Origin of the sequence: Bacteroides sp. LFL-34 (genome assembly GCF_027257075.1) — a bacterium.
Lineage (GTDB): Bacteria > Bacteroidota > Bacteroidia > Bacteroidales > Bacteroidaceae > Bacteroides > Bacteroides ovatus.
This window is the reverse complement of record NZ_JAPQKZ010000033.1, coordinates 44,295-58,745: the sequence shown is the minus strand read 5'-3', so window position 1 is coordinate 58,745 and position 14,451 is coordinate 44,295. Positions and strand designations below refer to the sequence as shown.

Sequence of the window (14,451 nt, the reverse complement as noted above, 5' to 3'; positions counted from 1 at the left end):
GTCTAATTGACCTTTGTTTGAGCGTTCAATCTATGCTCAACCTTTTTGCAGTTGTTTGATGTATTTGTCTATGATTTCATATCCTTTCGGATAGATGTTTTTCGCTTGGTCTGTCGCACTCGACAGGTCAGTACGTGTAAGCGGTTCACCTTTTATCTTCTTCAATATCAGTTTATTGTTTGCTATGACAGACTGCCATTCATAAACGATGTAATTATAACAGCTAAGTTGCATCATAAGATAGGCTAACAGACGGGTATTATTAACTTTCAATACCCCATTCAGTTTGCAGTTGAAAAAATCGGTAAGTATTTTGGCACTGACGGTAGTAGTAAACATATTCGCTTCATTCACACAGTCGGTCAGAAGTTTGATTTCATTAGCTTTCAACGTGGACTTGAAAGGATTGCTTTTGCCCACAATCTTGGTTGGATTAGTATCTGCACTTTCCTCTTTCTCTTTTGGCAAGGCTTGCTCTTGGATGGCAACCGCATCTGTATGGTAATTGCTTTCCTGTTCTTGCAGATAGCGCAAATATTTGGAAAGCACGACAAGATTAACGATAATGGACAAATAAGGAAGCCGCCCATCATAACAGGACGGTTCATGCAAATATGCATCCATATCAAAATCAGAGCAGCGGAAACCGATATACTTTTTTCTTTCATCAGAATTCAAGTCCTCAAAATAACCACTTTCCCACAAAAAATCGGGAATATCCATGTCCAATACAATGTTACGCACGACACGGTATTTTTGTTGGATGGCTACAATATTTTCAGTCACACGGAAAATTTCTTGTCGCAAATAATCCTTTAGCTGGGCTTGCGTCAAATATTCACGTTTTAAAAATAGTGCATCTACTTTAGTTTTATAGTCATGAGCTATACAACTATCTAATATCTTCTGTATTTCTCTGAAATTGGTTTCTATATGATTTTCCATAATCGTGTGCCTTTAAACGTTCTTACTACAAATATAAGGTAAGAATCTCACTTTTCCCGAAAACATCGGCAATAATAAGGAAGAAAAGATAGGATAAGCGTTAAGAAATTATAAAGATATGGGGAAGAAAACTATTAAAGTACACCTTTTCTTTGTATTCGTCATTCAGTACACATTTAGTACGCCCTATAAAAGCAGAAAACCCTGATAATCAGGTGATTATCAGGGTTTATTCGTACCCAGACCCGGGGTCGAACCGGGATGGAAGTGAATCCACTGGTGTTTGAGACCAGCGCGTCTACCGATTCCGCCATCTGGGCGCATACTTGATTTCTCAATTGCGGTGCAAAGATACGACATTATTTTGATTCCACAATAGTTTGGCAAAAAAAAGGAGAAAAAAATAATAAAACATATCTTAAACACTTCTCTATTCAGAGAATAAACCGTACATTAGCAGAAACTTTAAAATAGAGTCACTATCATGACAAACCAGGATAATTATTGCGTGATTATGGGTGGCGGCATTGGAAGCCGCTTCTGGCCGTTTAGCCGCAAAACATTGCCCAAACAATTCTTAGATTTCTTCGGAACGGGCCGTTCACTTTTACAACAGACTTTCGACCGGTTCCAAAAGGTTATCCCAACAGAAAATATTTTCATCGTTACCAATGCAATGTATGCGGACTTAGTGAAGGAACAATTGCCCGAAGTGAACGAAGAACAGATTCTGCTGGAACCCGCAAGACGAAATACCGCTCCATGTATAGCATGGGCCGCTTACCACATCCGGGCACTGAACCCGAACGCTAATATCGTAGTCGCCCCTTCAGACCATTTAATTTTAAAAGAGGATGAGTTTCTTGCCGCTATCGAAAAAGGACTTGATTTTGTTTCACGCTCGGAAAAGCTACTGACATTAGGAATTAAACCCAATCGCCCGGAAACAGGGTATGGATATATACAAATAGACGAACCCGCAGGAGAAAACTTCTATAAAGTAAAAACATTCACAGAGAAACCGGAACTGGAATTAGCTAAAGTATTCGTAGAGAGCGGAGAATTTTATTGGAATTCCGGCCTATTTATGTGGAATGTAAATACAATCATCAAAGCAAGTGAAGATTTACTGCCTGAATTAGCTTCCAAACTGGCACCGGGAAAAGATATTTATGCCACCGACAAGGAGAAAGCATTCATCGAAGAAAACTTTCCAGCATGTCCTAATGTATCCATCGACTTCGGCATTATGGAGAAAGCGGATAATGTGTATGTATCATTAGGAGATTTTGGCTGGTCCGATCTTGGAACTTGGGGATCACTTTATGATTTATCGGAAAGAGACCCGGAAGGCAATGTTACGCTGAAGTGCCATTCACTTATATATAACAGTAAAGATAATATGGTAGTACTTCCGAAAGGCAAACTGGCCGTTATCGATGGACTGGAAGGATTTCTGATAGCCGAATCGGACAACGTTCTTTTGATTTGTCGCAAAGATGAAGAACATGCCATCCGTAAATATGTAAACGATGCCCAAATGCAACTGGGCGATGATTTCATTTAATAACACGCAACTTGACGCCGGAGACAAAACCGGATAAGAGCATACAAATAGTGAACGGTGAACAAACCGCATAATTGATTGCAGAGAGTTCACCGTTCACTGTTTATAATCAAAAAACTTTGTGTGTCTTTAAATAATCATGAGTTTCTAAATAATCTCTATTCCCTGCTCCTTGCAAAGTTGCAGTCCCAGATCTTTCAATCTGAACTTCTGAATCTTTCCACTACCCGTCATCGGGAATTCATTCACAAAGAAAATATATTTCGGAATCTTATAACGGGATATCTTATTTCTGCAGAAATCACGTACATCGGCTTCCTGCATTTGTACTCCTTCCTGCAAAATAATAAATGCTCCGACTGCCTCACCATACTTTTTAGAAGGAATACCAGCCACCTGAACATCTTTCACTCCGTCAAGCTTATAAAGAAACTCTTCTATTTCGCGCGGATAAATATTCTCGCCACCACGAATAATCATATCTTTGATACGTCCGGTAATCCGGTAATTTCCATCTTCATCCTTAATACCCAAGTCGCCGGAATGCAAGAAGTTGTTTTCATCAAGCACTTCCGCCGTTGCTTCCGGATTCTTATAATATCCTTTCATGGTATTATAACCACGGTTACACATTTCACCTTGTACCCCAACCGGACATTCTTCACCTGTTTCAGGATCAATCACCTTCACCTCCGTAAATTCAAAATCATGTCCTACCGTATTACAACGTACATCGAACGGATCATCAATACGAGAAGCTGTCATACCCGGAGCGGTCTCCGTCAGTCCATATACACTAGTCACCTTCATATACATTTTCTCTTCTACCTGCTTCATCAGTTCGACAGGACACAGCGAACCGGCCATAATACCTGTACGAAGACAAGACATATCAAAGAGATCGAACATCGGATGATGCAACTCGGCGATAAACATAGTCGGCACACCATAAAGAGCCGTACAACGTTCTTTATGAATAGAGGCCAGCACAACCAACGGGTCGAAACGTTCTACCATCACTTGTGTACAACCATGAGTCAGACAGTTCATGGTAGCCAATACTACCCCAAAACAATGGAACAACGGAACGCAACAACAAAGTTTGTCATCTGCCGTGAACTTCATGTGTTCCCCCGTCAGAAATCCATTATTGGTGATATTATAATGTGTCAACATCACCCCTTTCGGGAAGCCGGTAGTGCCCGATGTATATTGCATATTTACTACATCGTGACAATCCACTTTGCTTTTTAGTTCGTTCAAACGGTCATCTTCCACATTATCTCCCAACAGCAGGATCTCCGCTGTATTATACATACCACGATGTTTTTCCTGACCTACATATACTACATTTCGCATATACGGAAAGCGTTCGCTCTTTAAATGTCCACGCTCACAAGTCTTCAATTCAGGAAGCATCGTGTATGTCATCTGCACAAAATCACTATCCTTCTCACCATTCACAATACAAAGCGTATGCATATCCGAGTTCTGGCAAAGATACTCCAATTCCGATTGCTTGTAGTTCGTATTCACTGTAACATATACCGCACCAATCTTCGCGCAGGCATATAGCAATGTCAACCAATCGGGAACATTAGCCGCCCAGATACCCACATGGGTACCACGTTCCACACCAATGGCAATAAGCCCTTTTGCCATATCATCCACACGACGGTTCAACTGACTCCAGGTAAAACGGAGATTTCGGTCGGAATATACGATATATTCCTTATCGGGAGTCTCTTCAGCCCAGTGTTCCAGCCACTGCCCCAAAGTACGATCAAATAATTGCATGTAATTATACTTAAGTCTTGGTTCCTACTATTTCATTAAATCGGTGTGTAAACTACTGCCAAGATTTTTGCAGCCTGTCCCTCATAAGCATGTACATGATGAGGAACAATGGAATCATAATAAATGCTATCACCCTCTTCCAGCAGATAGGTGTTCTTGCCATAGCTGATTTCCATGATACCTTCCATAACCATGATAAACTCTTCTCCTTCATGAGAAGAAAGCACGAAGTCAGTATCTTCCGTCGGCATCACATCGATAATAAACGGTTCCATGTGACGGTCCGCCTTTGACTTGGACAACGAGTGATATTCCATGTGTTTGCGAGAGTGAATCGCATTATTGGAAAAACTGATCGCATCTTTGGCTTCTTTCTTACGGCATACGACCGGTCCGACTTCATCCTGATCATCAAGGAAAGTACCCAGACGTACTCCCAACACACGCGCAATCTTAATCAGCGGTGCGAGAGAAGGTATATCAATGTTATTCTCAATACGTTCAACCTGTTCGATAGCCAAACCTGAACGTTGCGCCAACTCTTCTATGCTTATTGATTTATCTTCGCGGAGGGCTTTAATTTTCTCGCCAACAATCTTACTTGTATCCATTTTGAAAGCATTTTAGTTATCAAAGGTGATAAATTATAATAATTAAGCTGCAAAAATAGCAAAATCTTTAGATGAACACAATTATAACCGAAGAAAATACGACTATCAGGAAGAAAAAGAAGAAACTAAAAAAAAGCCGTTCCTCTATCATGAGGAACGGCTTTAAATCTTTTCGCGACAAGTAGATTACTTACGCAAACCGAGCTCTTTAACAATAGCACGATATCTTTCGATATCTCTTGCTTTCAGGTAGTCGAGTAAGCGACGACGCTTACCTACCAACATCGTTAACGCTCTTTCAGTACTATAATCTTTTCTGTTGAGCTTCATGTGCTCAGTCAGGTGAGAAATACGGTAGGAAAACAATGCCACTTGGGCCTCAGCTGAGCCGGTGTCAGTGTTAGACTTTCCGTACTTTCCGAAGATTTCTTGCTTTTTAGCAGCGTCTAAATACATAATTCTTAGAATTTTAATTGATAAATTATTCTTTTGAGCGTGCAAAGATAGGCATTATCTTTATATCACACAACGATTTACAAGAAAAAATTGCTATCATTGCGCATATTTCTAATCCTATTTTCGTACCTTTGCAGCCAAATAATAGGTATTATATGCAAAATATTCGAAACATTGCAATCATTGCCCATGTTGACCATGGGAAAACAACGCTGGTTGACAAGATGCTATTGGCCGGAAATTTATTCCGCAGCAACCAAAATAGTGGTGAACTTATCCTGGATAACAACGATTTGGAACGTGAACGTGGTATAACGATTCTCTCCAAAAACGTATCCATCAATTACAACGGTACAAAAATTAATATTATTGATACTCCGGGACACAGCGACTTCGGTGGTGAAGTAGAACGTGTATTGAATATGGCCGATGGCTGTATTCTGTTGGTAGATGCCTTCGAAGGTCCGATGCCACAGACTCGTTTCGTACTGCAAAAAGCGCTCGAAATCGGTTTGAAACCCATTGTGGTAGTTAATAAGGTAGATAAACCTAACTGCCGCCCGGAAGAAGTTTACGAGATGGTTTTCGACTTGATGTTCAGCTTGAACGCAACGGAAGATCAGCTAGACTTCCCCGTGATTTACGGTTCCGCCAAGAACAACTGGATGAGCACCGACTGGAAGCAACAGACTGACAGTATTACTCCGCTACTGGATTGTATCATCGAAAATATTCCGGCACCCAAACAATTGGAAGGTACTCCCCAGATGTTGATTACTTCTCTGGATTATTCTTCTTATACCGGTCGTATCGCTGTAGGCCGCGTACATCGCGGTACATTAAAAGAAGGTATGAATATAACGCTTGCGAAACGTAACGGTGATATGCTCAAGAGCAAAATCAAAGAGCTCCATGTTTTCGAAGGTTTAGGCCGCGTGAAAACAAACGAAGTTTCTTCCGGTGACATCTGCGCACTGGTAGGTATCGACGGTTTCGAAATTGGAGATACTGTTTGTGATTTCGAGAATCCGGAAGCATTGCCGCCAATCGCAATCGACGAACCGACCATGAGTATGCTGTTTGCTATCAACGATTCTCCTTTCTTCGGTAAAGATGGCAAGTTTGTGACTTCACGTCATATCCACGACCGTCTGATGAAGGAGCTCGACAAGAATCTGGCTCTCCGCGTAAGAAAAAGTGAAGAAGACGGTAAATGGATTGTTTCCGGCCGTGGCGTACTCCACCTTTCTGTATTAATTGAAACAATGCGCCGAGAGGGATATGAATTGCAGGTAGGTCAGCCGCAGGTTATCTTCAGAGAAATCGACGGTGTGAAATGCGAGCCGATTGAAGAACTGACCATCAACGTACCGGAAGAATATTCCAGCAAAATTATAGATATGGTTACTCGCCGTAAAGGTGAAATGGTCAAGATGGAAAATACAGGTGAACGTATCAATCTTGAGTTCAATATGCCTTCACGCGGTATCATCGGTTTGCGTACCAATGTACTGACTGCCTCTGCCGGCGAAGCCATCATGGCACACCGCTTCAAAGAATATCAACCGCACAAAGGAGAAATCGAACGTCGTACGAACGGTTCTATGATTGCTATGGAAAGCGGAACAGCTTTTGCTTATGCCATCGACAAATTGCAGGATCGCGGTAAATTCTTTATCTTCCCGCAGGACGAAGTTTATGCAGGACAAGTAGTAGGCGAACACTCTCATGACAACGACCTGGTTATCAACGTAACCAAATCGAAGAAATTGACGAATATGCGTGCTTCCGGTTCGGATGATAAAGTACGCCTGATTCCACCTATCCAGTTCTCACTTGAAGAAGCACTGGAATATATTAAGGAAGATGAATATGTAGAAGTTACTCCTAAAGCAATGCGTATGCGTAAAGTGATTTTGGACGAAATCGAACGTAAACGTGCAAACAAGAACTAACTATTCTTTCATAATATTATAAAAGAGCCCCCGGTTAAACGCAGTGTTCAACCGGGGGGCTCTTTTTCCCATAAGTATTACTAATACAACAGTAATCCTACCACACCCGCCAGACAAATCAACAGAATAGGATGAAGATTCCATTTCCATGTAACCAAAAAGGCGGCTGCGAAAATACCGATACTTTTATAGTCTATAAAATTCTCTCTATTCATCATAAGTAATGCAGCCGAAGCAATCAGCGCGACCGACATAGGAAGCAGTCCAGACATAGCCGCTTTAATATACTTATTATCCTTACACTTCGCAAAGAAATAAGAAATGAGCAACACCAAAATAAAAGAAGGCAAGCAAACGGCTACAGTGGCCAACACAGCTCCCCAAACACTTTGTGTTACCGCATAACCTACGTAAGTAGCACTATTTATGCCAATCGGTCCCGGAGTCATCTGCGAAATTGCGACCACATCCGTAAACTGTTGAGGAGTCAGCCAATGATGAAGATCCACTATTTCATGTTGAATCAGGGAAAGCATCGCATATCCACCCCCAAAACCGAACATACCTATTTTAAGATACACCCAAAGTAATTGCCAATATATCATACCTGTTTATTCGCTATTTTTTCTTTCAACCATAATGTATATACCAATCCCCCTATAATTCCGGCCACCACAATATAAATAGGTGATAAGCCGAACTGCCAGATCAACACGGTAGCTATGGCAGGAGCAATCAACTGAAAACACTTCAGTTTCAAAGCTCTAACAGCAGAAATGCAAGGAAACAGAATCAATGCTACCACGGCAGGACGTATTCCATTAAAGATACGAATCATCACTTCATTATCCTGAAACTGTGCAAAAAACATGGCTATCAGCATCATGATAACGAAAGAGGGAAGAATCGTAGCCAATGCACACACCAGGCTACCACCCACCTTATACAACTTATATCCTACAAAAATAGAAATATTCACTGCAAACACACCCGGAAGCGACTGCGTCAAAGCAAACATCTCCATAAATTCTTCTTTATTCATCCATTGCTTGTTAACAATCTCCCGTTCAATCAACGGAATCATGGCATAACCGCCACCAATAGTAAACATTCCAATCTTCGCAAATGTCACGAATAATTTTAAATACTCCAGTACCATCCTTTCTTTCTAATTTTCCGATATTTTGTGTTTATTTTTTAATGAGCCCTTTGGCTGCATCATATCCAATCTGATAACTGCGTCCTTTCACAGTTTTAAAGGAGATAGTCTGATCCGCATACTTTATGACACAGTCGCCTCCTGCATTAGAGCGTACAACAGCTTCTTTCAATTGATGATTCTCCCAGATCACATCCACCTCAAAATTTCCTTTTGCACAGATACCACTGATAGAACCGTCTTTCCATGCATCCGGCAAAGCCGGTAATAATTGAATAAAGCCCATGTGACTTTGGAGCAGCATTTCGGTGATTCCCGCTGTCCCACCAAAGTTCCCATCAATCTGGAAAGGCGGATGCGTATCCCACAAATTATCCATGGTTCCGTTCTTCAATAAATTGCCGAATAAAGTATAAGCATGATTACCATCCTGCAAACGCGCCCACTGATTCAACTTCCAACCCATACTCCAACCGGTAGCACCATCACCACGATGCACCAATACCACTTTAGCAGCTTTCGCCAGTTCGGGAGTAGTGACCGGAGAAACAGTATGTCCCGGATGCAGGCCGAACAGATGATTCACATGACGATGTTCATCTTTCGGATCATCAATATCCACCGACCATTCCATCAACTGACCATAACGACCTATTTGATAGGGAACGAGATTGGCAAGCACATGCTCCCATTGCTTACGTTCTTTCTTATCTACACCCAACACTTTGCTTGCTTCAATCGCATCCATCAGAATTTCACGCACTACGGCATGCACAAAAGTAGCTCCCTGATCGATAGGACCATGCTCGGGCGAAGTGGACGGAGCAGCCGTATAGGTTCCATCCGGCTTATGCCACAGGTAATCGACTGCAAAATCCGCACTACTCTTTATTAGTTCATAGCCGGTTTCTTTCAGAAATTTCAAGTCTCTTGTATAGTCGTAATACTCCCATATATGAGTAGCCAGCCAGGGACCTGCCATCGGATTGAAGTTCCACGACATATCCTGACTTTCCAACGGAGTGGTAAAGCCGAAAATATTGCCGGAGATAGATGCCGTCCATCCTCTTGCTCCGAAATAAGCTTGTGCAGTCTTCTCCCCCGGTTTCACCAGTGTACGGATAAAGTCAATCAACGGAAGCACGCACTCATTCAAGTTGGTAGAACAAGCAGGCCAATAATTCATCTGGATATTGATGTTATTATGATAATCCACACGCCACGGTCCATCGACATTATTGTGCCAAATCCCCTGTAGATTAGCAGGCATATTGCCCGGACGGGAACTGGCAATCAGAAGATAACGTCCAAATTGATAATACAACTCTTCCAGATAATAATCCGGCTGTCCTTTCCGATAATTTTTCAGACGTTGGGAAGTAGGCAGATTCACTCCTTTCACCGCTGGGTTCAGATTCAGCCGAACCCGGTTGAACAGAGTAGCATAATCATTATAATGTTGATTGAATAAAGCTGTATATCCCTGCGCCACTGCATTATTCATCCACTGCTTTGTCGTTTCTTCGGGATTAACGCCTATATATGTTTTCGGATCTTTGAAATCCGGATCAAAGTTAATCTTATAGTCAGTGTCCGCTGTGATATAAAATACAACTTCGTCTGCATCCTTCACCGTCAACTTTCCATCTGCATTAGACAGTGTTCCTCCTTTTGTTTCTGCCTGGATGCGCACAACATACTTCATTCCATTATTATCCAAAGAAGCTGTGTAAACCAGTCCTTTATTTCCATCAGAAACCATGCTGCCGGTAGACAGGGGATTGGGCGCATAACTGAAAACCAGATTTTGTTTCCCCGATTGATCCGCGCTGAAACGTACCACCATTACATTGGCGGGGTAAGAGATAAAAAAAATTGCGTTGATAAGCCACACGATCCTTTTTGAATTGTACGACTGCCATAGCCGAATCCAAAGAAAGAATGCGCTTATAATCGCTCATTCCTATCATATTCAGTCCGGTTTCTACATAAAACTCTCCCATTGTAGTAAAGCTACCGAAACGGAAAGGATTTTCTCCGTCAGCTTCATACGACACTTCACTATTGAAGTTCTGTCGCGTTAGCATTTCAGCCTTTTTCTGATCTCCCTCTGTAAATGCTTTGCGTATTTCATCTAAAAGATGGGCCGATTGTTTATTGACATTCCAATAATAGTCCGCACCTTTCGCTGTGTTCGGACCACCGCGCCAAAGCGTTTTTTCATTGAAAGTGATACGTTCGGCTTCCACCGATCCCATAATATTTGCGCCGAGGCTACCGTTACCAATAGGCAATGACTGTGACTCCCAACTGGCATCCAGATTATGTCCGCTTCCTGCTGTTACCGGTTTATTTTCATCTTTCCACAAATCCGGTCTTCCGCCATACCAGGCAGCATATCCCTGCAAAGTATTCGGAGTATCAAACCAGATGGAAAGTCCTTGAGTATAATCTGTTTCTCCCGCATAAAGCCCGGAGGTAAGGAATAGGGAACTAATAAGAAGGAAATAAAAATTCTTCATGGTCGTCGCGTCGTTATTTAAGATTAATAACCTATTTATAGTCTGTACAAAAGTAGTCAAAATATATATCTAATAAAAATAAAACAGAATCTCAACAACCTCTATAATGAGGTAAAATTACATCAAACCATCCGACAGTATTTTTTTCACGACCCAATACCCGACTCTGGCCTCTGAAATCCCTGACAACAACCGATGAGGACAGACAAACGCATCATCAATAATTTCTGCTTCCATATAATAAAAGCAACAGGAAGAATCCTTTTCAAAGGCTTTCGCATATTCCAAAATATGTGTCGATATCAAGAAATGACAATGAAAGAAGCTTTTCAGTAATTCATTGACGGCAACGGAGGCTTCAAACGCATCTTTAGCATTCGTCCCGCGAAACATCTCATCTAATACCACCAAACAGCGTTTTCCGGTCACAGCTTTTTGCATCACTTCTTTAATACGGAGTACTTCCGCCATAAAATGACTTCGTCCGTCCCGCAAAGAATCCGGCAGATTAATAGAGGTATAAATCCCCTCGTAAAGAGGACAAATCATTGATTTCACAGGAACAGGCAAACCGCAATGTGCCAACCAGACAGCCAAGGTCAATGCTTTTAAAGTTGTTGACTTTCCCGCCATATTAGAGCCTGTAAAAATGCATATATTTCCCCGGGACATCTGCCAACTGTTTGGCTGCGCATCTTTCACAAAAGGATGAACGACTCCCTCCACCGAGAAGTCCATTGTCGGTACCATTATCGGCATACAACAGAAGTTCTTCTCTTTTGCCACCCGGTGAGCTGTACGGCAGACATCAAGTAGATATATAACAGACAGAAGTTCCTTCAAAGATAACAACCGAGTACACCGGAACAGATAATCGAATTTGTCTATGACAAAGTTAGATAGTCGTTTTTCCTCATCAGAGGTCTGCTCCAATACTTCCTCCAATTCACTTCCATGGAGAATATTATCAATCATAGCAGCAGATTCTTTCATGAGTTGCGGGGCGCCCTGTGGTAGTTCTGTCGCCCATTCCTTCAGACAATGCAAGAGATGAACCACTAATTTCACCCCTCTGCAGATCACATAACGGGTCGAATCATATCGCACCAGACGGTCGATAACAGTAGCACATGAAAGTAAAATATGAGCTTCCCGTATCTGGTCACGATAAGCCAGGTAATACTCAATAAAATCCAGCTCTTCTTCATTCAAAAGAAGTTCGGGCAAAGCATCCCAGACAATAGCCTCCTGTCTTTTACGGATTTCCCCCAAATCACTTAGCGGATACATAATCCAGTTCAACATCAGCGCTTTTCCTTCTTTTGTCTCTGTTTTGGAAAACAAAGAGAAAAGAAATTGCTCATTATTAGCAGTCTCTGTAATGCTTAGATCCGCATAGGTCTGTTTGTCAGTAGCTAGATATACCATAACCGCCTTTAAAGGTTAGTACTCCTGTTTTGGCAAATATAGGGAAAAGTTTTAAACAAACAGCATTTATTCTCATAGAAAGGCACAGGCATAAACAAAAAAGGCGGTTCGAAATCGAACCGCCTTCCATATTATATCTGATTCTCCAATTAGAGTTTCGGACCAGCAGCAACCAAAGCCTTACCAGCTTCGTTACCAGTAAATTTAGCGAAGTTCTTGATGAAACGTCCAGCCAAATCTTTTGCTTTTTCTTCCCATTGGCAAGCACATTCGTAAGTGTCGCGCGGGTCAAGGATCTTCGGATCAACACCCGGAAGTTCTGTAGGAACAACGAAGTCGAAGTAAGGCATAACCTTAGTAGGAGCTTTGTCGATAGAACCGTCAAGGATAGCGTCAATGATACCACGAGTATCTTTGATAGAGATACGTTTGCCAGAGCCGTTCCAACCAGTGTTCACCAAGTATGCTTTAGCACCAGCTTTCTTCATCTTCTTAACCAATTCTTCACCATATTTAGTTGGGTGCAATGACAAGAAAGCAGCACCGAAACAAGCAGAGAATGTCGGAGTCGGTTCAGTGATACCACGTTCTGTACCAGCCAATTTAGCTGTAAAGCCAGAAAGGAAGTAGTACTGAGTTTGTTCCGGGTTCAAGATAGATACTGGAGGCAATACACCGAATGCGTCAGCTGACAAGAAGATAACTTGTTTAGCGTGAGGACCTTTAGACACCGGTTTAACGATGTTTTCGATGTGATAGATAGGATAAGAAACACGAGTGTTTTCAGTTACTGACTTGTCAGCGAAGTTGATTTCGCCTTCAGCGTTAACTGTACAGTTTTCCAACAGTGCATCGCGTTTGATAGCATTCCAGATGTCTGGTTCGCTTTCTTTATCCAAGTTGATAACCTTAGCGTAGCAACCACCTTCGAAGTTGAATACACCTTCGTCATCCCATCCGTGTTCGTCATCACCGATCAACAGACGTTTCGGGTCAGTAGACAAAGTAGTCTTACCTGTACCAGACAGACCGAAGAAAATAGCAGAGCTCTTACCTTCTTTGTCAGTGTTAGCAGAGCAGTGCATAGAAGCCATACCGTTCAAAGGCAACAAGTAGTTCATGTAAGAGAACATACCTTTCTTCATTTCACCACCGTACCAAGTATTCAGGATAACCTGAATCTTTTCAGTCAAGTTGAATACAACTGCAGTTTCTGAGTTCAAACCCAGTTCTTTGTAGTTTTCAACCTTAGCTTTAGAAGCGTTCATGATAACGAAATCAGGTTCACCGAAGTTAGCCAATTCTTCAGCTGTCGGACGGATGAACATGTTTGTTACGAAGTGAGCTTGCCATGCAACTTCCATGATGAAGCGCAATTTCAAGCGAGAGTTTTCGTTAGCACCACAGAAAGCATCAACAACGAACAGTCTCTTGTTAGACAATTCTTTAGTTGCCAATTCTTTAACTGCTTTCCAACATTTTGCGTCAACTGGTTTGTTGTCGTTTTTGTATTCTTCAGAAGTCCACCATACTGTATTTTCGCTGGTTTCATCTTTTACGAAGAATTTATCTTTAGGAGAACGTCCTGTATAAACGCCAGTCATTACGTTTACAGCGCCCATGTTAGTTACCTGGCCTTTTTCGAAACCTTCCAAACCTGGTTTTGTTTCTTCAGCGAACAAAACGTCGTAAGACGGATTGTGCACAATCTCGGTCACACCTGTGATACCGTACTTGCTTAAATCTAAATTTGCCATTTTCTTTTGAATTAATTAAAATTGGTATTTTGTTTTCTATCTCTTTTCACCTTAACATGGGGAGCTTTGGATACCCCCTTGTAAATCCGGCTACAAAAGTAATACTTTCTTTGGAAAGGAAGAAGGTATTAGAGAAATTTTTCCCTAATTGAAACTCTTTTATAAATTCCTAACAATATCTGCAAACTGAATATTGCAATTTGAAAGATTATCGTTTACTTTGCAAGCCAGTATGTTATCAATACTATGAAAAT

The 14,451-nt window shown here is 41.6% G+C and carries 10 protein-coding genes, 1 tRNA gene and 1 pseudogene; 2 read left to right on the top strand and 10 right to left on the bottom strand.

Translation table 11 applies throughout. The features are described from left to right. Positions 1-36 precede the first annotated feature (36 nt). Both N5O98_RS18625 and N5O98_RS18620 read right to left on the bottom strand, forming a co-directional pair. Positions 37-945, bottom strand: a complete 909-nt coding sequence (locus N5O98_RS18625; RefSeq protein ID WP_007479974.1) for a hypothetical protein — start codon at positions 943-945, stop codon at positions 37-39. 236 nt (positions 946-1,181) lie between these two features. Further along, positions 1,182-1,265 (bottom strand) — tRNA-Leu (locus N5O98_RS18620). Positions 1,266-1,429: 164 nt separating this feature from the next. Here N5O98_RS18620 and N5O98_RS18615 point away from each other — a divergent pair. Continuing rightward, positions 1,430-2,512 carry a mannose-1-phosphate guanylyltransferase gene (locus N5O98_RS18615; RefSeq protein ID WP_004310696.1) on the top strand — a complete coding sequence of 361 codons (1,083 nt, stop codon included), beginning with the start codon at positions 1,430-1,432 and terminating at the stop codon, positions 2,510-2,512. 147 nt (positions 2,513-2,659) lie between these two features. Here the strand turns inward: N5O98_RS18615 and N5O98_RS18610 are convergent, their stop codons facing one another. From N5O98_RS18610 to rpsO, 3 genes are all read right to left on the bottom strand, one after another. Further along, positions 2,660-4,309 (bottom strand): AMP-binding protein, encoded by a 1,650-nt coding sequence (locus tag N5O98_RS18610; RefSeq protein WP_004310697.1) that lies wholly within the window; start codon positions 4,307-4,309, stop codon positions 2,660-2,662. A 35-nt stretch (positions 4,310-4,344) separates the two neighbouring features. Further along, positions 4,345-4,920, bottom strand: coding sequence for a helix-turn-helix domain-containing protein (locus N5O98_RS18605; RefSeq protein ID WP_004296396.1), 576 nt, complete (start codon positions 4,918-4,920; stop codon positions 4,345-4,347). 186 nt (positions 4,921-5,106) lie between these two features. Further along, positions 5,107-5,376: a 30S ribosomal protein S15 gene (gene rpsO, locus N5O98_RS18600; RefSeq protein ID WP_004296393.1), complete on the bottom strand. Its 270-nt coding sequence runs from the start codon at positions 5,374-5,376 to the stop codon at positions 5,107-5,109. Positions 5,377-5,531: 155 nt separating this feature from the next. Between rpsO and typA the strand changes: the two genes are divergently transcribed. Then, positions 5,532-7,331, top strand: a complete 1,800-nt coding sequence (gene typA, locus N5O98_RS18595) for a translational GTPase TypA (protein ID WP_004302390.1) — start codon at positions 5,532-5,534, stop codon at positions 7,329-7,331. Between the two features lie 80 nt (positions 7,332-7,411). Here typA and N5O98_RS18590 read toward each other — a convergent pair whose 3' ends face one another. From N5O98_RS18590 to pckA, 5 genes and pseudogenes are all read right to left on the bottom strand, one after another. Beyond that, a complete protein-coding gene (locus tag N5O98_RS18590) occupies positions 7,412-7,936 on the bottom strand; it encodes a chromate transporter (protein ID WP_004296410.1) in 525 nt (174 codons plus the stop codon). Further along, positions 7,933-8,490: a chromate transporter gene (locus tag N5O98_RS18585; protein WP_004310700.1), complete on the bottom strand. Its 558-nt coding sequence runs from the start codon at positions 8,488-8,490 to the stop codon at positions 7,933-7,935. The genes N5O98_RS18590 and N5O98_RS18585 overlap by 4 nt, the downstream gene beginning before the upstream one ends. 31 nt (positions 8,491-8,521) lie before the next feature. Then, positions 8,522-11,012: pseudogene (locus N5O98_RS18580) on the bottom strand (glycosyl hydrolase family 95 catalytic domain-containing protein). A 117-nt stretch (positions 11,013-11,129) separates the two neighbouring features. Continuing rightward, positions 11,130-12,440, bottom strand: a complete 1,311-nt coding sequence (locus tag N5O98_RS18575) for a MutS-related protein (RefSeq protein WP_008776968.1) — start codon at positions 12,438-12,440, stop codon at positions 11,130-11,132. Between the two features lie 149 nt (positions 12,441-12,589). Continuing rightward, entirely contained in the window at positions 12,590-14,197 is a 1,608-nt protein-coding gene (pckA, locus tag N5O98_RS18570) for a phosphoenolpyruvate carboxykinase (ATP) (protein ID WP_004302393.1), read from the bottom strand. Positions 14,198-14,451 lie beyond the last annotated feature (254 nt).